13 protein-coding genes are annotated in these 13,557 nt (G+C 73.7%); 9 read left to right on the top strand and 4 right to left on the bottom strand.

From position 1 onward, the window contains the following. Positions 1-97: 97 nt before the first annotated feature. Positions 98-652: a hypothetical protein gene (locus ACZ592_RS21035; protein ID WP_471583111.1), complete on the bottom strand. Its 555-nt coding sequence runs from the start codon at positions 650-652 to the stop codon at positions 98-100. Positions 653-979: 327 nt separating this feature from the next. On the opposite strand from ACZ592_RS21035, the gene fmt reads away from it, so the two are divergent. Both fmt and ACZ592_RS21025 read left to right on the top strand, forming a co-directional pair. Continuing rightward, positions 980-1,912 (top strand): methionyl-tRNA formyltransferase, encoded by a 933-nt coding sequence (gene fmt, locus ACZ592_RS21030; protein WP_471583110.1) that lies wholly within the window; start codon positions 980-982, stop codon positions 1,910-1,912. Between the two features lie 147 nt (positions 1,913-2,059). Continuing rightward, entirely contained in the window at positions 2,060-3,565 is a 1,506-nt protein-coding gene (locus ACZ592_RS21025; protein ID WP_471583109.1) for an RsmB/NOP family class I SAM-dependent RNA methyltransferase, read from the top strand. Between the two features lie 15 nt (positions 3,566-3,580). Here the strand turns inward: ACZ592_RS21025 and ACZ592_RS21020 are convergent, their stop codons facing one another. Next, on the bottom strand, positions 3,581-3,976 hold the full coding sequence (locus ACZ592_RS21020) for a RidA family protein (RefSeq protein WP_471583495.1): 396 nt from the start codon (positions 3,974-3,976) through the stop codon (positions 3,581-3,583). A gap of 151 nt (positions 3,977-4,127) precedes the next feature. Between ACZ592_RS21020 and ACZ592_RS21015 the strand changes: the two genes are divergently transcribed. Together ACZ592_RS21015 and ACZ592_RS21010 are read left to right on the top strand one after the other, a co-directional pair. Continuing rightward, complete coding sequence (locus ACZ592_RS21015) at positions 4,128-5,102, top strand: helix-turn-helix transcriptional regulator (RefSeq protein ID WP_471583108.1); 975 nt, start codon at positions 4,128-4,130, stop codon at positions 5,100-5,102. Positions 5,103-5,176: 74 nt separating this feature from the next. Then, positions 5,177-5,992: a helix-turn-helix transcriptional regulator gene (locus ACZ592_RS21010; RefSeq protein ID WP_471583107.1), complete on the top strand. Its 816-nt coding sequence runs from the start codon at positions 5,177-5,179 to the stop codon at positions 5,990-5,992. Here the strand turns inward: ACZ592_RS21010 and ACZ592_RS21005 are convergent, their stop codons facing one another. After that, entirely contained in the window at positions 5,993-8,128 is a 2,136-nt protein-coding gene (locus ACZ592_RS21005; RefSeq protein WP_471583106.1) for an MMPL family transporter, read from the bottom strand. It abuts the gene before it with no gap. Positions 8,129-8,262: 134 nt separating this feature from the next. Here ACZ592_RS21005 and rpe point away from each other — a divergent pair, with 134 nt between their 5' ends. From rpe to ACZ592_RS20980, 5 genes are all read left to right on the top strand, one after another. Further along, positions 8,263-8,949 (top strand): ribulose-phosphate 3-epimerase, encoded by a 687-nt coding sequence (rpe, locus tag ACZ592_RS21000; RefSeq protein ID WP_471583105.1) that lies wholly within the window; start codon positions 8,263-8,265, stop codon positions 8,947-8,949. A gap of 78 nt (positions 8,950-9,027) precedes the next feature. Further along, entirely contained in the window at positions 9,028-10,080 is a 1,053-nt protein-coding gene (locus ACZ592_RS20995) for a sugar-binding transcriptional regulator (protein ID WP_471583104.1), read from the top strand. Positions 10,081-10,207: 127 nt separating this feature from the next. Further along, positions 10,208-10,615, top strand: a complete 408-nt coding sequence (locus ACZ592_RS20990) for a guanyl-specific ribonuclease (protein WP_471583103.1) — start codon at positions 10,208-10,210, stop codon at positions 10,613-10,615. Beyond that, positions 10,615-11,040 carry a barstar family protein gene (locus ACZ592_RS20985; protein ID WP_471583102.1) on the top strand — a complete coding sequence of 142 codons (426 nt, stop codon included), beginning with the start codon at positions 10,615-10,617 and terminating at the stop codon, positions 11,038-11,040. Before ACZ592_RS20990 ends, ACZ592_RS20985 begins: the two co-directional genes overlap by 1 nt. A 174-nt stretch (positions 11,041-11,214) precedes the next feature. Next, entirely contained in the window at positions 11,215-12,657 is a 1,443-nt protein-coding gene (locus tag ACZ592_RS20980; RefSeq protein ID WP_471583101.1) for a GuaB1 family IMP dehydrogenase-related protein, read from the top strand. 8 nt (positions 12,658-12,665) lie between these two features. Here the strand turns inward: ACZ592_RS20980 and ACZ592_RS20975 are convergent, their stop codons facing one another. Beyond that, on the bottom strand, positions 12,666-13,478 hold the full coding sequence (locus tag ACZ592_RS20975) for an NAD(P)H-binding protein (RefSeq protein ID WP_471583100.1): 813 nt from the start codon (positions 13,476-13,478) through the stop codon (positions 12,666-12,668). Between the last annotated feature and the right edge of the window lie 79 nt (positions 13,479-13,557).

Here is a 13,557-nt window from a genome sequence, read left to right as displayed (position 1 = left end):
GAGCGGGGTGAGCGGGCCGGCGGACCCGGTGGGTCGGACAAGAAGCCGCCCCCTCGTCCTTGGCGGCGGTACGAGGGGGCGGCAGGGGGATGGCACGTCAGCCGTTGCGAGGGCCCGGGAAGGCGCTCGGCCTGGCCTCGTCGCGCAGGGTGGGGCTGCCCGCGGTGGGCTGGGTCGGCATCGCGCGGGCGGCGGGGACGGACGGCAGGGGGGCACCCACGGGGAGCGGCCGCGTGACCGTGGACGTCACGGCGGGCGCCGGGGTCTCCGTCGCGCGCTCCGCCTCGGCCGCCGCCTGCGTGGTGGCCCGCCGCGCGCCGTAGCGGCGGTGGACCGCCTGCTTGGTGACGCCGAGGGCCGAGCCCACCGCGTCCCACGAGAACCCGAGCGAGCGGTCGAAGTCCACCGCGGCGGTGACCAGCGTCTCGACGCTGTCCCGCAGCTCCTGCGCGAGGCGGACGGTCGGGGCGGGCGCCCGCCCGTACACGACGAAGCCCGCGGACGGGCTGGAACGGCGCGGGCGGTAGACGTTGCCGAGCTGGGCGGTGAGGGTGCGCAGTGCGTCCACCTGCCGGCGGACCCGCTCGATGTCCCGCACCAGCAGGTGCAGGCTGGCCCGTGCCTGGGCGTCGTGGGTTGCGTGGTCGGCCATGAACAAGCCTCTCGAACCGGCGTTGAAAAGGATCGGGCCGCCTGCGCGGCCCATTGAGGTCAACTCTTTCTTGACCAACGCGCTAGTTCGTGTGGGGTCACGGTGGAGGGGCGTATGCGCATATGCACAGGGCGCGCGCCCATTCGTACGCCCCCGGCGGCGTGGAGGCCGGCGACGGCGGCGGCGCCGGGATGGTATCGGCGGCAGCAGCGGGGGCGGTGTCGGCACGGGCGCGGGGCGACCGTCCCGGGCGGGCCCGCCGGGCGGCCCATAGACTGGTGCGCTGCCGTCGCCCCACCCCTGACCAGAGATCCGAGGTACCCACCAGTGAAGCTCGTCTTCGCAGGCACCCCCGAGGTCGCCGTCCCCGCACTGGACGCCCTCATCGCCTCCGACCGGCACGAGGTGGCCGCCGTCGTGACCCGCCCGGACGCGCCCGCGGGCCGCGGGCGCAGGCTCGTCGCGAGCCCGGTGGCGGAGCGCGCGGAGGAGGCTGGCATCGAGGTCCTCAAGCCCGCGAAGCCGCGTGACGAGGAGTTTCTGGCGCGGCTGCGGGAGATCGGCCCGGACTGCTGCCCCGTCGTCGCCTACGGCGCGCTGCTGCCCGAGATCGCGCTGGACGTGCCGGCCCGCGGCTGGGTCAACCTGCACTTCTCGCTGCTGCCCGCCTGGCGCGGTGCCGCGCCGGTGCAGCACGCGGTGATGGCGGGGGACGAGATCACCGGTGCCTCCACCTTCCTCATCGAGCAGGGCCTGGACTCCGGTCCGGTGTACGGGACGGTCACCGAGGCGGTCCGGCCGACCGACACCAGCGGGGACCTCCTGACGCGCCTCGCCTTCGCGGGCTCGGGGCTGCTCGTGGCGACCATGGACGGCATCGAGGACGGCAGCCTCAAGGCGGTGCCGCAGCCGGCCGACGGCGTCACGCTCGCCCCGAAGATCACCGTCGAGGACGCCGAGGTGGACTGGGCGGCGCCGGCCCTCCGCGTCGACCGCGTGGTGCGCGGCTGCACGCCCGCGCCGGGCGCCTGGACCGTCTTCCGCGGCGAGCGCCTGAAGATCATTCAGGCCGCGCCGGTCCAGGACCGCACCGATCTCGCGCCCGGCGAGCTCTCGGCGGCCAAGAACAACGTGTACGTCGGCTCCGGATCGCACGCCGTCGAACTGCTCTGGGTCCAGCCGCAGGGCAAGAAGCCGATGCGCGGCGCGGACTGGGCGCGCGGGGTGCGGATCGCGGCGGGGGAGCGGGTCGGCGCGTAGCGCGCCCGTCGTCGGCGGCCGGGGTGGGCAGCCGCCGGGCGGCCCCCGGGAGGCCGGGCCCGCAGGGGGCGTCGGGAGGCGAGTGGGAGCGCGGGCGGAGGCGACGTACGCTGGGTGGGTTCGACCCATTCCAGCAGCGGAGCACCTTTGAACGACCAGCCGAACCGGCGTCCCCAGCAGTCCTCCGGCAAGCCGGCCAACTCGGGCAAGCCGGGTGGCCCGGGCAAGTCGGGCCGGCCGGCGAAGTCCGGCAAGCCCTACCGCCGCCCGCAGAAGGACCCCGTCCGCTTCCTCGCCTTCGAGGCGCTGCGAGCCGTGGACGAGCGCGACGCGTACGCGAACCTCGTCCTGCCGCCGCTCCTGCGCAAGGCGCGGGAGAAGGAGGGGCCCGAGAAGTTCGACGCGCGGGACGCGGCGCTCGCCACCGAGCTGGTCTACGGGACGCTGCGCCGCCAGGGCACGTACGACGCGATCGTGGCGGCCTGCATCGACCGGCCGCTGCGCGAGGTCGACCCCCCGGTGCTCGACGTCCTGAACCTGGGCGTGCACCAGTTGCTCGGCACCCGCATCCCGACGCACGCCGCCGTCTCCGCCTCGGTGGAGCTGGCCCGCGTCGTGCTCGGCGACGGCCGGGCCAAGTTCGTCAACGCCGTGCTGCGCAAGGTCTCCCAGGACGACCTCGACGGCTGGGTGGAGAAGGTCGCGCCGCCCTACGACGAGGACGCCGAGGACCACCTCGCCGTCGTCCACTCGCACCCCCGCTGGGTCGTCTCGGCGCTGTGGGACGCGCTCGGCGGCGGCCGAGCCGGCATCGAGGACCTGCTCGAAGCCGACAACGAACGGCCCGAGGTGACACTCGTGGCGCGGCCCGGCCGCTCCACCGCCGGTGAACTCCTCGACTCCGTGGGCGAGGACTCCGCGCTGCCCGGGCGCTGGTCGCCCTACGCCGTGCGGCTCAGCGAGGGCGGTGAGCCCGGCTCCCTGGAGGCCGTGCGCGAGGGGCGCGCGGGCGTGCAGGACGAGGGCAGCCAACTGGTCGCGCTGGCCCTCGCGAACGCGCCGCTGGAGGGCCCCGACGAGAAGTGGCTCGACGGCTGCGCGGGCCCCGGCGGCAAGGCGGCCCTGCTCGCCGGGCTCGCCGCCCAGCGCGGTGCCGCCCTGCTCGCCGCCGAGAAGCAGCCCCACCGGGCGGGCCTCGTCGCGCAGGCGCTCGACGGGAACCCCGGACCGTACGCGGTCGTCGCGGCCGACGGGACCCGGCCGCCGTGGCGGCCCGGCACCTTCGACCGCGTCCTGATGGACGTGCCCTGCACGGGCCTCGGCGCGCTGCGCCGCCGCCCCGAGGCCCGCTGGCGCCGCCGCCCGCAGGACCTGGACGGCTTCGCGCCGCTCCAACGCTCGCTGCTGCGCACGGCGTTGGAGTCGGTGCGGATCGGCGGTGTCGTCGGGTACGCCACCTGCTCGCCGCACCTCGCCGAGACCCGTGCGGTCGTCGACGACATCCTCAAGGAGTCCGACGGCGCCGAACTGCTCGACGCGCGCCCGCTGATGCAGGGCGTCCCGGCGCTGGGAGAGGGCCCCGACGTGCAGTTGTGGCCGCATCTGCACGGGACGGACGCGATGTACCTGGCCCTGATCCGGCGCACCGCGTGAGGAGGTGAGGCCGCCTCACGCGACGGCGGTCCCCTCCAGCTCGACCAGTTGGCCGGGGACCGCCAGCCTCGTCACCTCGAGCATCGTGGTGGTGGGCGCCACCTTTGCGGCGCCCAGCCGCGCCGCCAGTACGCCGTAGTGGCGCAGGAGCAGGCCCACGTCGGTCGTGCAGACGTTGAGCCGGACGAGATGGGCCAGGGACATGCCGGCCTCGCGGAGCACGGCCTCCACGTTGTCGACGCACAGCGCCAACTGCGCGGCCATGTCGCCCTCGTGCTCGGGCCTGCCGTCCTCGCTCATCGCGGTCTGCCCCGAGATGTACAGGGTCCGGGTGTGCCCGGAGACGAGCTCACCCTGGTTGAATCCCATCTCCGCCGACCACGTCACCGGGTTGACCGCGGTTCTTTCCATCGTCACATCAGCTCCATTCGCTTTATGGGCACTTCGCTTTACGGGGAGTACGTCCGTCCGTCGGCTCGGTGGTCGCCGTCCTGACGTCGTGCCGAGGAGCCTCGCAACAATTCACGACATCCTTGGTCATGTATTTCGATAAAGTTCCCGCATGCGCGCCGACCGGTTGGTCTCGCTGGTGCTTCTGCTGCGGCAGCGCGGTCGGCTGACCGCGGACACGCTCGCCCGCGAGCTGGAGGTCTCCACCCGTACCGTGCTGCGCGACATCGAGGCGCTGTCCGTGGCCGGCGTCCCGGTCTACGCCGAACGAGGCCGGCACGGCGGGTTCGCGCTGGCGCCCGGCTTCCGGACCGAGCTCACCGGGTTGAACCGCGACGAGGCGCTCGCCCTGCTGACCGCCGGATCGGGGCGCGGCGAGCAACTGCTCGGCCTCGGTCCCGCGCTCGCCTCGGCCCTGCGGAAGGTGGTCGACGCGCTGCCCGAGGGCCACCGCGCCGCCGCGAGCGACGCGGTCCAGCGCTTCCTCGTCGACCCGGAGACGGACCTCCTCTCGCGTCGGCAGGTCACCGAGGAGGCACCCGCCACCGCGATGGCCGAGGTCCGGCGCGCGGTGCTCGCCGGGCACCGGCTGCGCATCCTCTACGCGGCCGCGGGCGGGCCGCCGCGGTGGCGCACGGTGGACCCGATCGGCCTGGTCACCGTGCGCGACCGGGGCTACTTGCTGGCCACGAGGGAGGGCGAGGACCGCACCTACCGCCTCGCGCGGATGTCCGCCGCCGAGGAACTCCCCGAAGCGGCACAGCGGCCGGGCCGGGTCGACCTGGACCGGATCTGGCGGGAACGCTCCGCGCGGTTCCTCTCCGGCGGCGACCTGCTCACCGCGCTGGTCCGGGTGGATCCCGCGCGGCGGGAGGAGTTGCTGGACACCGCGCTGGCCGTCCGCGCGGAGGAACCCGACGCGGACGGCCGGCTGCGGCTGGAGGTGACCTTTCAGGACGCACGGCACGCCGAGTGGGCGCTGTGGCAACTCGGCACGGACGCGGAGGCGCTGTCCCCGCCGTCGCTGCGCACCGCCCTGCACCACCGTGCTGTCGCGCTGGCCGTTCGCTACGGAGACGTGTCCTGAGCCGGGCCAGGAGCGACCTTTCCGGGAACACGGGCCCTGTCCCGGCTGTTGGGGCGGACATGAGGACCGGCACGGTGGACGCGACACAGGAGCTGGCCGCGTTTCTGCGGTCCCGGCGTGAACAACTTGATCCGCACGCACTGGCCCTGCCGTCGCGTCGGCCGTCCCGGCGGACCCCGGGCCTGCGCCGCGAAGAGGTCGCCGAACTGGCCGGGATCAGCGTCGACTACGTCGTACGGCTGGAGCAGGCGCGCGGGCTGCGGCCCTCGGCGGACGTGGTGGAGGCACTGGCCCGGGCGCTGCGCCTCGACGCCGACGAACGGGCCTACCTCTTCGACCTGACCCGCCGGCGCCCCCGCGAGGCCGGCGAGCCCGCCACCACCGCGGCGCCCCCGCTGGCCCGGCTGGTCGCCGACCTGTCGCCGCTGCCCGCCATGCTGCTGAACCACCGCTACGACATCCTGGCCTGGAACGGCGAGATGGCGAAGCTGCTCCTGGACTTCGGCACCCTGCCGCCCGCGCGGCGCAACGCGATGTGGCTGTGCCTGCGACACCCGCTGATCCGTGGCTTCTACGTCGACCGCGAACAGGTCGTGCGGGAGGGAATCGCCCATCTGCGCGCCGCGTGGGCCGCTCACCCGCAGGACGAGACGCTGACCGCTCTCATCGCCGAATGCATGCGGGACGAGGAGTTCGCGCGGTGGTGGGAAGAGCGGGACATCAAGGTCAACGGCCGAGGGCGCAAGGTGCTGCGGCATCCTGACGCCGGTGAGCTCGCGGTGCGGTTCGAGGTCATGGTGCCGCTCCAGGACCCCGACCACCGGCTGGTGCTGTACCGCGCGGCGGACGAGGAGAGCCAGTCGGCGCTGGACCGGTTGTGCGGCCGGTGATCACGGTCCGGACCGCGGGGCGGCCGGTTCCGGGCGGCGGGACAGGGAGTGCGGCCACCAGACCTTGGGGCCCACGTCCAGGAACAGGGACGTGACCAGGATCGACCGGACGACGAAGGTGTCCAGGAGCACGCCCAGGGCCACCGCGAAGCCGATCTCGGCGAGCGCCACCATCGGGAGCGTGCCGAGCGCGGCGAACGTGCCCGCGAGGACGAGGCCCGCCGAGGTGATCACCGCGCCGGTCGCGGCGAGGCCCGTCAGGACGCCCGCGCGGGTGCCCTGGTGGCCCGCCTCCTCACGGATGCGGGTCGACAGGAAGATGTTGTAGTCGATGCCGAGTGCCACCAGGAACACGAAGACGAAGAGCGGGAAGTCGGTCGTCTCGCCCGCGTAGTCGAAGAGATGGCGGAAGGCGAGCGCGCTCAGGCCGAGCGCGGTGGCGAACGACAGGACCACCGTCGCGATCAGCAGGAGCGGGGCGACGATCGCGCGCAGCAGCACGGCGAGGATCAGCAGGACCACGACCAGGACCAGCGGGATGATGAGTTTGTTGTCGTGGGCCGTGGCGCGGTCCATGTCGAGCAGGGCGGCCGTGCCGCCGCCGACCTTCGCGTCCGCGTCGGGAACGGCGCGGACGGCCTGACGCACCCGTTGCACGGTCGCCTTGGCGGCCGCGCCGTCGGGCGGGTCGGTGGGTGTGGCCTCGATCAGCACCCGGCCGTCGTGCTCGGCCTTCGTGCCGGGCGGCCGGGCCACGCTGTCGGGCACCACGCCCCGCGTGCCGCGGACGGCCCGGGCCACCTCGTCGCCCCGCGCCCGGTCCGCCACGATGACCAGCGGATCGCCGGAGCCCGCGGGGAAGTGCTCCGCCAGCACCTCCTGGCCGGTGATCGAGTCCGGCTTCTCGGTGAACGCGTCGGCATTGCTGAGCCCCTCCGCGCGCAGTTGCAGGAGACCGAGCGAGAGCAGGGCCAGGGTGGCCGCCGTGACGCCCCAGATCAGCCGCGGGCGGCGGTGGATGCGCCGGCCCGTACGGGCCCACAGGCCGCTCTCGGTCGGCTCGGGGGATCCCGCGTGGGGGACCAGCGGCCAGAAGAACCACCGGCCGAAGATGACCAGGAGGGCGGGGAAGAGCGTCAGCATCACGAGGAGCCCGACGGCGACGCCGATCGCGGCGACCGGGCCGAGGCCGCTCGTCGAGTTCATCTCGGCGGCCAGCAGCACCAGCATGCTCAGGACGACGGTCGCGCCCGAGGCGAGGACCGCGGGTCCCGCCCGGTGCAGGGCGAGGGCCATCGCCTCGTGCCGGTCCTCGTGGCGGCGCAGTTCTTCGCGATAGCGAGCGACCAGGAGAAGGGCGTAGTCGGTCCCCGCGCCGAAGACGAGCACGGTCAGGATGCCCGCGCTCTGGCCGTTGACGGTGAGGTCCGCGTGCTCGGCGAGCAGGTAGATCAGGGCCTGCGCGGTGAACAGCGCGGTGATCACGGCGAGCAGCGGGGCCAGCAGCAGCGTCGGGCTGCGGTAGGTGAACAGCAGGATCACGACGACGATGCCCGCCGCCGAGAACAGCAGCGTCGAGTCGATGCCCTCGAACGCCTCCGCCGAGTCCGCGGCCGTGCCGCCGGGCCCGGTGACGTGCACGGCCAGGCCCTCGCCGCCGTCGCCCACCCGCGCCCGGACGGAGTCGACGGCCGGGCCGATGCGCTCCCAGCCCTCGGCGTCCATGGTGATCGGGACGAACACCTGGGCGGCCTCGGCGCTCCGCCTCTCGTCGTAGACGGGCCCGCGCACCTCGGCGCCGCGCACCCCGTGCGCGCGCAGTTCCTTGGCCTGCCGCACGTCCTCGGCGATCCGGTCGCGGTCCGCCGCGGTGAGGCCGCCTTCGCGGGCGTACACGACGACGGCGGGGACCACCTCGGGCCTGAAGCCGGCCGAGACGTCGAGGACTTGGGTCGACTCGGCGGTGCCGGGCAGCCAGGACTGCGCGTCGTTCTCCTGGGCGTCGGTGAGCTTCTGGGCGAGCGGCGCGGCGACGACGATCACCACCAGCCAGAACAGCACCACCAGCCACTTGGCGCGCCGCCCGCACACCAGCCACGCGACCCCGCGCCGATTCCCCCGCCGTACGTCCGCCATGGCTTCCCCCCGCTTGCCGTGCGCGGTGCCGCTGGACCGTCCAGCATGACACTCGGCGTACGGCCGCGGGAGCCGCTGTGCCCAGGCGGTGGACTGCGGTCAGCAACCCGCGCCGGGCATGGCAGGCTTGGGGCATGGCCGTGCAGATCAACCCCAGCATCCTGTCCGCGGACTTCTCCCGTCTTGCCGAGGAGGCAAAGGCCGTCGAAGGCGCCGACTGGCTCCATGTCGACGTGATGGACTACCACTTCGTCCCGAACCTCACGCTCGGGGTGCCGGTCGTAGAGTCGCTGGCCCGGGCGACGGACACGCCGCTGGACTGCCATCTGATGATCGAGGACCCCGATCGCTGGGCCCCGCAGTACGTCGAGGCGGGGGCGGGATCCGTCACCTTCCACGCCGAGGCCGCCGCCGCCCCGGTCCGGCTCGCCCGCGAGATCCGGGCCAAGGGCGCCCGCGCCTCCATGGCGCTGAAGCCGGCGACGCCCGTCGAGCCGTACGAGGACCTGCTCCCCGAGCTCGACATGCTGCTGATCATGACGGTCGAGCCGGGCTTCGGCGGCCAGGCGTTCCTGGACATCATGCTGCCCAAGATCCGCCGCACCCGTGAGCTGATCTCCAAGCACGGCCTGGAGATGTGGCTGCAGGTCGACGGCGGTGTCTCGGCCGAGACCATCGAGCGCTGCGCCGAGGCGGGCGCCGACGTCTTCGTCGCCGGCTCGGCGGTCTACGGCGCCAACGATCCGGCAGACGCGGTACGTTCATTGCGCACCCAAGCCGAGGCAAAGACCGCGTCAAGCGGCTGGGGATGCGACCACTGAGCCACGGGAACGTGAACGCAGTCCTCCAGGGCTGATCAACTAGGCCGGATCTGCAAGGATGAACGGCGAACCCAGTTTGTGAACAGCAGTGAGGAGAGCGCCGTGTCGGCCATGTCGGCGGGTCGGTCAGCCATGCGGATGGGACCCGCGGAGCTGGTGCAGGCGGCGGCCATGGCCCGCCGCTTCTACCTCGAGGGCAAATCCAAGATCCAGATCGCCGAGGAGTTCGGCGTCAGCCGCTTCAAGGTGGCCCGGGTCCTGGAGACCGCCCTGGAGCGAGATCTCGTGCGCATCGAGATCAGGGTCCCCGCGGAGCTGGACGCCGAGCGCTCGGACGCGCTGCGCGCCCGCTACGGGCTGCGGCACGCCGTGGTCGTGGAGTCGCCGGCGCCCGCCGACGAGATCGACGAGTCGCCCGACCCGGAGAACCTCGGCGAGGTGGCGGCGGACCTCCTGGGCGAGCTGGTCACCGAGGGCGACGTGCTCGGCCTGGCCTGGGGCCGCTCCACGATCCACATGGCGGCCGCGCTGAACCAGCTGCCGCCGTGCACCGTCGTGCAGCTGACGGGCGTGTACGACGCCGGGACCGCGGAGCGCGGCTCGGTCGAGGCCGTCCGCCGCGCCGCCCAGGTGTCCGGCGGCGAGGCCCACCCGATCTACGCCCCGATGCTGCTGCCCGACCCCGCCACCGCGGCGGCGCTGCGCAACCAGACCGGCATCGCCCGCGCCTTCGAGTACTTCGACAAGGTCACGGTCGCCTGCGTCTCCATCGGTTCCTGGGAGCCGGGCATCTCCACCGTCCACGACATGCTCAGCGACGAGGAGCGGGCCCACTACGCCTCCCTCGGCGTGGCCGCCGAGATGTCCGCGCACCTCTTCGACGCGGAGGGGCGCCGGGTCGGGCGTGACCTCGGCGAGCGGTGCATCACGGTCGAGGCCGACCGGCTCCGGCGCATCCCGGAGGTCGTCGCCATCGCCGGCGGGCGGCGGAAGGCCGCCGCGATCGACGCGGTGCTGCGGTCCGGGCTCGTCACCAGCCTGGTCACGGACACGGCGGCGGCCGATCAGTTGCTCGTGGCGGGGTCGCAGCCTCGGCCCGCGTTGAACCGGGCGGACCCGGACGGGAACTAGGCGGGGACCACTTCCGACGCAGGCCCCGGTGCCGCAGTGGGGCAGGTGCGGTCGGGTCGGCGGGCCGCGGTGGCCGGTCGCGCAGGTCCCCGCGCCCCTTGCGGGGGGTTGTGGCAGGGTCTGACGCATGCTGACCCGGTTCGTTCCCCGCCTTCTGGGCGCGCTGCTGATCTGCCTCGCGGTCCTCGTGAGCGGGTGCTCCTCGGGCGGGAGCGGCGCGGCGGACGCCTCCGCCTCCGGACCCGCCTGGGCCCGCGGCATGGTGACCGTGCGGGCCGACCGGCTGCCCGCCGAGGCCCGGCGGACGCTGCGCCGCATCGATGACGGGGGCCCCTTCCCGTACGAGAAGGACGGCAGCGTCTTCGGCAACTTCGAGCGGGAACTGCCGAGCCGGAAACGCGGCCACTACCGCGAGTACACCGTCCGCACGCCCGGCGGGCGCGACCGCGGGGCCCGCCGGATCGTCACCGGCGGGGACGGCGAGATCTACTACACCGATGACCACTACGCGTCCTTCAAGGCGGTGCTGAGGTAATGGCCGGCGGTACAGAGAGCCCCGACAGCACGGGCAGCGCCCACAGCGCGCCCGACCCGCTCGCGCCCGTGCTCGACGCCGCGCGCGGCGCGGGATGGACCACCGCGTCGCTCTCGCTGGCCGGGGTGAGGGACAAGGCCGCCTTCATGGAGCGCTGTGCCCGCGGCCTCGGCCTGCCCGACTGGTTCGGGCGCAACTGGGACGCCCTCGCCGACTGCCTCACCGACCTGTCGTGGGCCCCGCGTGCCCGGGGGCGGCTGCTCGTGGTCTCCGGCTGGCAGGCGTACGCGCAGGCGGCGCCGGGGGAGTGGGCCGTCGCGCAGGAGGTGTTCTCCTCGGCGGTCGAGCACTGGCGGGACGCGGAGACCGGCCTGGAGATCGTCCTCGCGCTCGGCCCCGTCGGCACGGAGCGTGGCGAGGACTGAGCCGAGTGTTCCGTTCCGCGGGTCCGCTTGGACGATCCGACGACCGCCCCCGTGACCTGCCTGGGTGATCATCCCAGGCGGTACGACCCCGTCGGCATGGGACAATGAAGTACGTGCTTTTCCCTCGGCCTACCTGTCCGAGGGCCACCTCTGATCGACTGGGATGAGCAGCACGTGCGCTTCCTCAATGACATCCAGCCTGCGTACGACCTGACGTACGACGACGTCTTCATGGTCCCGAGGCGCTCCGCCGTCGGCTCCCGCCAGGGCGTGGACCTCTCCTCGCCCGACGGCACGGGCACCACGATCCCGCTGGTCGTCGCCAACATGACCGCGATCGCCGGCCGGCGCATGGCCGAGACGGTGGCCCGCCGAGGCGGCCTCGTCGTCATTCCCCAGGACATCCCGATCGAGGTCGTCACCGAGGTCATCTCCTGGGTCAAGACGCGCCACCACGTCCTGGACACGCCGATCGTCCTGGCCCCCTCGCAGACCGTCGCGGACGCGCTCGCCCTGCTCCCCAAGCGCGCGCACAACGCGGGCGTCGTCGTCGACGCCGACCAGAAGCCCGTCGGTGTCGTCACGGACGCCGACCTCAGCGGCGTCGACCGCTTCACGCAGCTCTCCGAGGTCATGTCCAAGGACCTGCTCCTCCTGGACGCCGACATCGACCCGCGCGACGCCTTCAACAAGCTGGACGGCGCCAACCGCAGGTACGCCCCCGCGGTGGACAAGGACGGCCGCCTCGCCGGCATCCTCACCCGTACGGGCGCGCTGCGCGCGACGCTCTACACCCCGGCCGTCGACGCCAAGGGCGGCCTGCGCATCGCCGCCGCCGTCGGCATCAACGGCGACGTGGCGGGCAAGGCCAAGCAGCTCCTCGACGCGGGCGCCGACACGCTCGTCGTGGACACCGCGCACGGCCACCAGGAGTCGATGATCGCCGCGGTCAAGGCCGTGCGCGCGCTCGACCCGCAGGTGCCGATCGTCGCGGGCAACATCGTCGCCGCCGAGGGCGTGCGCGACCTCATCGAGGCCGGCGCGGACATCATCAAGGTCGGCGTGGGCCCCGGCGCCATGTGCACCACGCGCATGATGACCGGTGTCGGCCGCCCGCAGTTCTCCGCGGTCCTCGAATGTGCCGCCGAGGCCAAGAAGTTCGGCAAGCACGTCTGGGCGGACGGCGGCGTCCGCCACCCCCGTGATGTCGCCATGGCCCTTGCCGCGGGCGCTTCGAACGTCATGGTGGGCTCCTGGTTCGCCGGGACCTACGAGTCCCCCGGCGACCTCCAGCAGGACGCCAACGGCCGCCTGTACAAGGAGTCGTTCGGCATGGCGTCGGCGCGTGCGGTGCGCAACCGCACCAGCGAGGAGTCGGCGTACGACCGGGCGCGCAAGGCGCTCTTCGAGGAGGGCATCTCGACCTCCCGCATGTTCCTCGACCCGTCCCGTCCGGGCGTCGAGGACCTGATCGACTCGATCATCGCGGGCGTCCGCTCCTCCTGCACGTACGCCGGCGCGGGCTCGCTCGAGGAGTTCGCCGAGCGGGCCACCGTGGGGGTGCAGAGCGCCGCGGGGTACGCCGAGGGCAAGCCGCTGCACGCCAGTTGGAGCTAGTCGCTCCGTCAGCCCCGTACCGCCGCCGCGTACACGTCGAGGGCCGGTAGCGGCGCACGCCCCAGCAGGGTGCGCAGCGCGCCGCGGTCCTCGACGCCGGTGCCGTCCAGGAAGCCGCCCGCGATCGCCGAGTACGTGCTCAGGAGCATCGGCACCTGGAACGGCAGGGCCTGACCGGCCGCGGTGATCGCCTCGCGGGTCGCGGCGAGCGTGCCGGGTTCGTACGAGCCGCCGACGGCGGCGGCCAGGTCGGCGCCGCCGAGAGCGTGTTCACCCACCAGCTCGTAGGTGCGGCCCGCGTGGGCGGCGGGGTCCTTCGCCACCCGCACCGCGACCTCGGCCAGGTCCTCGCGCGCCACGGCGGCGAGGCGGCCCGCCCCCAGCGGCGCGACGATGGTCCCGTCCGGGCCCGGCGCGGCGACGGCGGCCAGGAACTCCGCGTACAGGCCGTTGCGCAGGACCGTCCAGCCCAGCGACGAGCCGCGCAGTCTGCGTTCGGTCCAGCGGTGGGCGAGCGCGTACGTGAGGTGGTCGCCGTCGCCGCTGAGGCTGGTGTAGACGAGGTGGCCGACCCCCGCCTTCTCGGCCGCGGAGATCACGGCCTCGTGGCGGGCGACGACCACGTCGTCCTCGGCGGCGCCCGCGGAGATGACCAGCAGGGTGTCGACGCCGGTGAGGTCCAGGGACGCCGGGTCGTCGAAGTCGACGCGGCGGCCGCCGGGGGCGGGGCTGCGGGAGCCGATGACGACGTCGTCGCGGTCCGCGAGGCGGGCGGTGACGAGCGTGCCGAGGGCACCCGTGGCGCCGGTGATCATGAGCATGGGATGGTTCCCCCGTGGTGAGTCGTGGGGCCCGCGGTGCGGGCGGGGCCGCTGTCCGGGCCCGGGACCATCGTGGTCG

The organism is Streptomyces sp. NPDC040622, from assembly GCF_055593965.1.
The sequence above is the reverse complement of the archived record's forward strand: the minus strand, read 5'-3'. Positions and strand labels throughout refer to the sequence as shown.

Bases quoted from the DNA above. Each gene is read 5' to 3' on its own strand.
- rpe (WP_471583105.1), top strand. From the start codon at position 8,263: ATGGCCGTGCAGATCAACCCCAGCATCCTGTCCGCGGACTTCTCCCGT.
- ACZ592_RS21035 (WP_471583111.1), bottom strand. From the start codon at position 652: ATGGCCGACCACGCAACCCACGACGCCCAGGCACGGGCCAGCCTGCAC.
- ACZ592_RS20990 (WP_471583103.1), top strand. From the start codon at position 10,208: ATGCTGACCCGGTTCGTTCCCCGCCTTCTGGGCGCGCTGCTGATCTGC.
- ACZ592_RS21020 (WP_471583495.1), bottom strand. From the start codon at position 3,976: ATGGAAAGAACCGCGGTCAACCCGGTGACGTGGTCGGCGGAGATGGGA.
- ACZ592_RS21005 (WP_471583106.1), bottom strand. From the start codon at position 8,128: ATGGCGGACGTACGGCGGGGGAATCGGCGCGGGGTCGCGTGGCTGGTG.
- ACZ592_RS21015 (WP_471583108.1), top strand. From the start codon at position 4,128: ATGCGCGCCGACCGGTTGGTCTCGCTGGTGCTTCTGCTGCGGCAGCGC.
- ACZ592_RS20985 (WP_471583102.1), top strand. From the start codon at position 10,615: ATGGCCGGCGGTACAGAGAGCCCCGACAGCACGGGCAGCGCCCACAGC.
- ACZ592_RS20975 (WP_471583100.1), bottom strand. From the start codon at position 13,478: ATGCTCATGATCACCGGCGCCACGGGTGCCCTCGGCACGCTCGTCACC.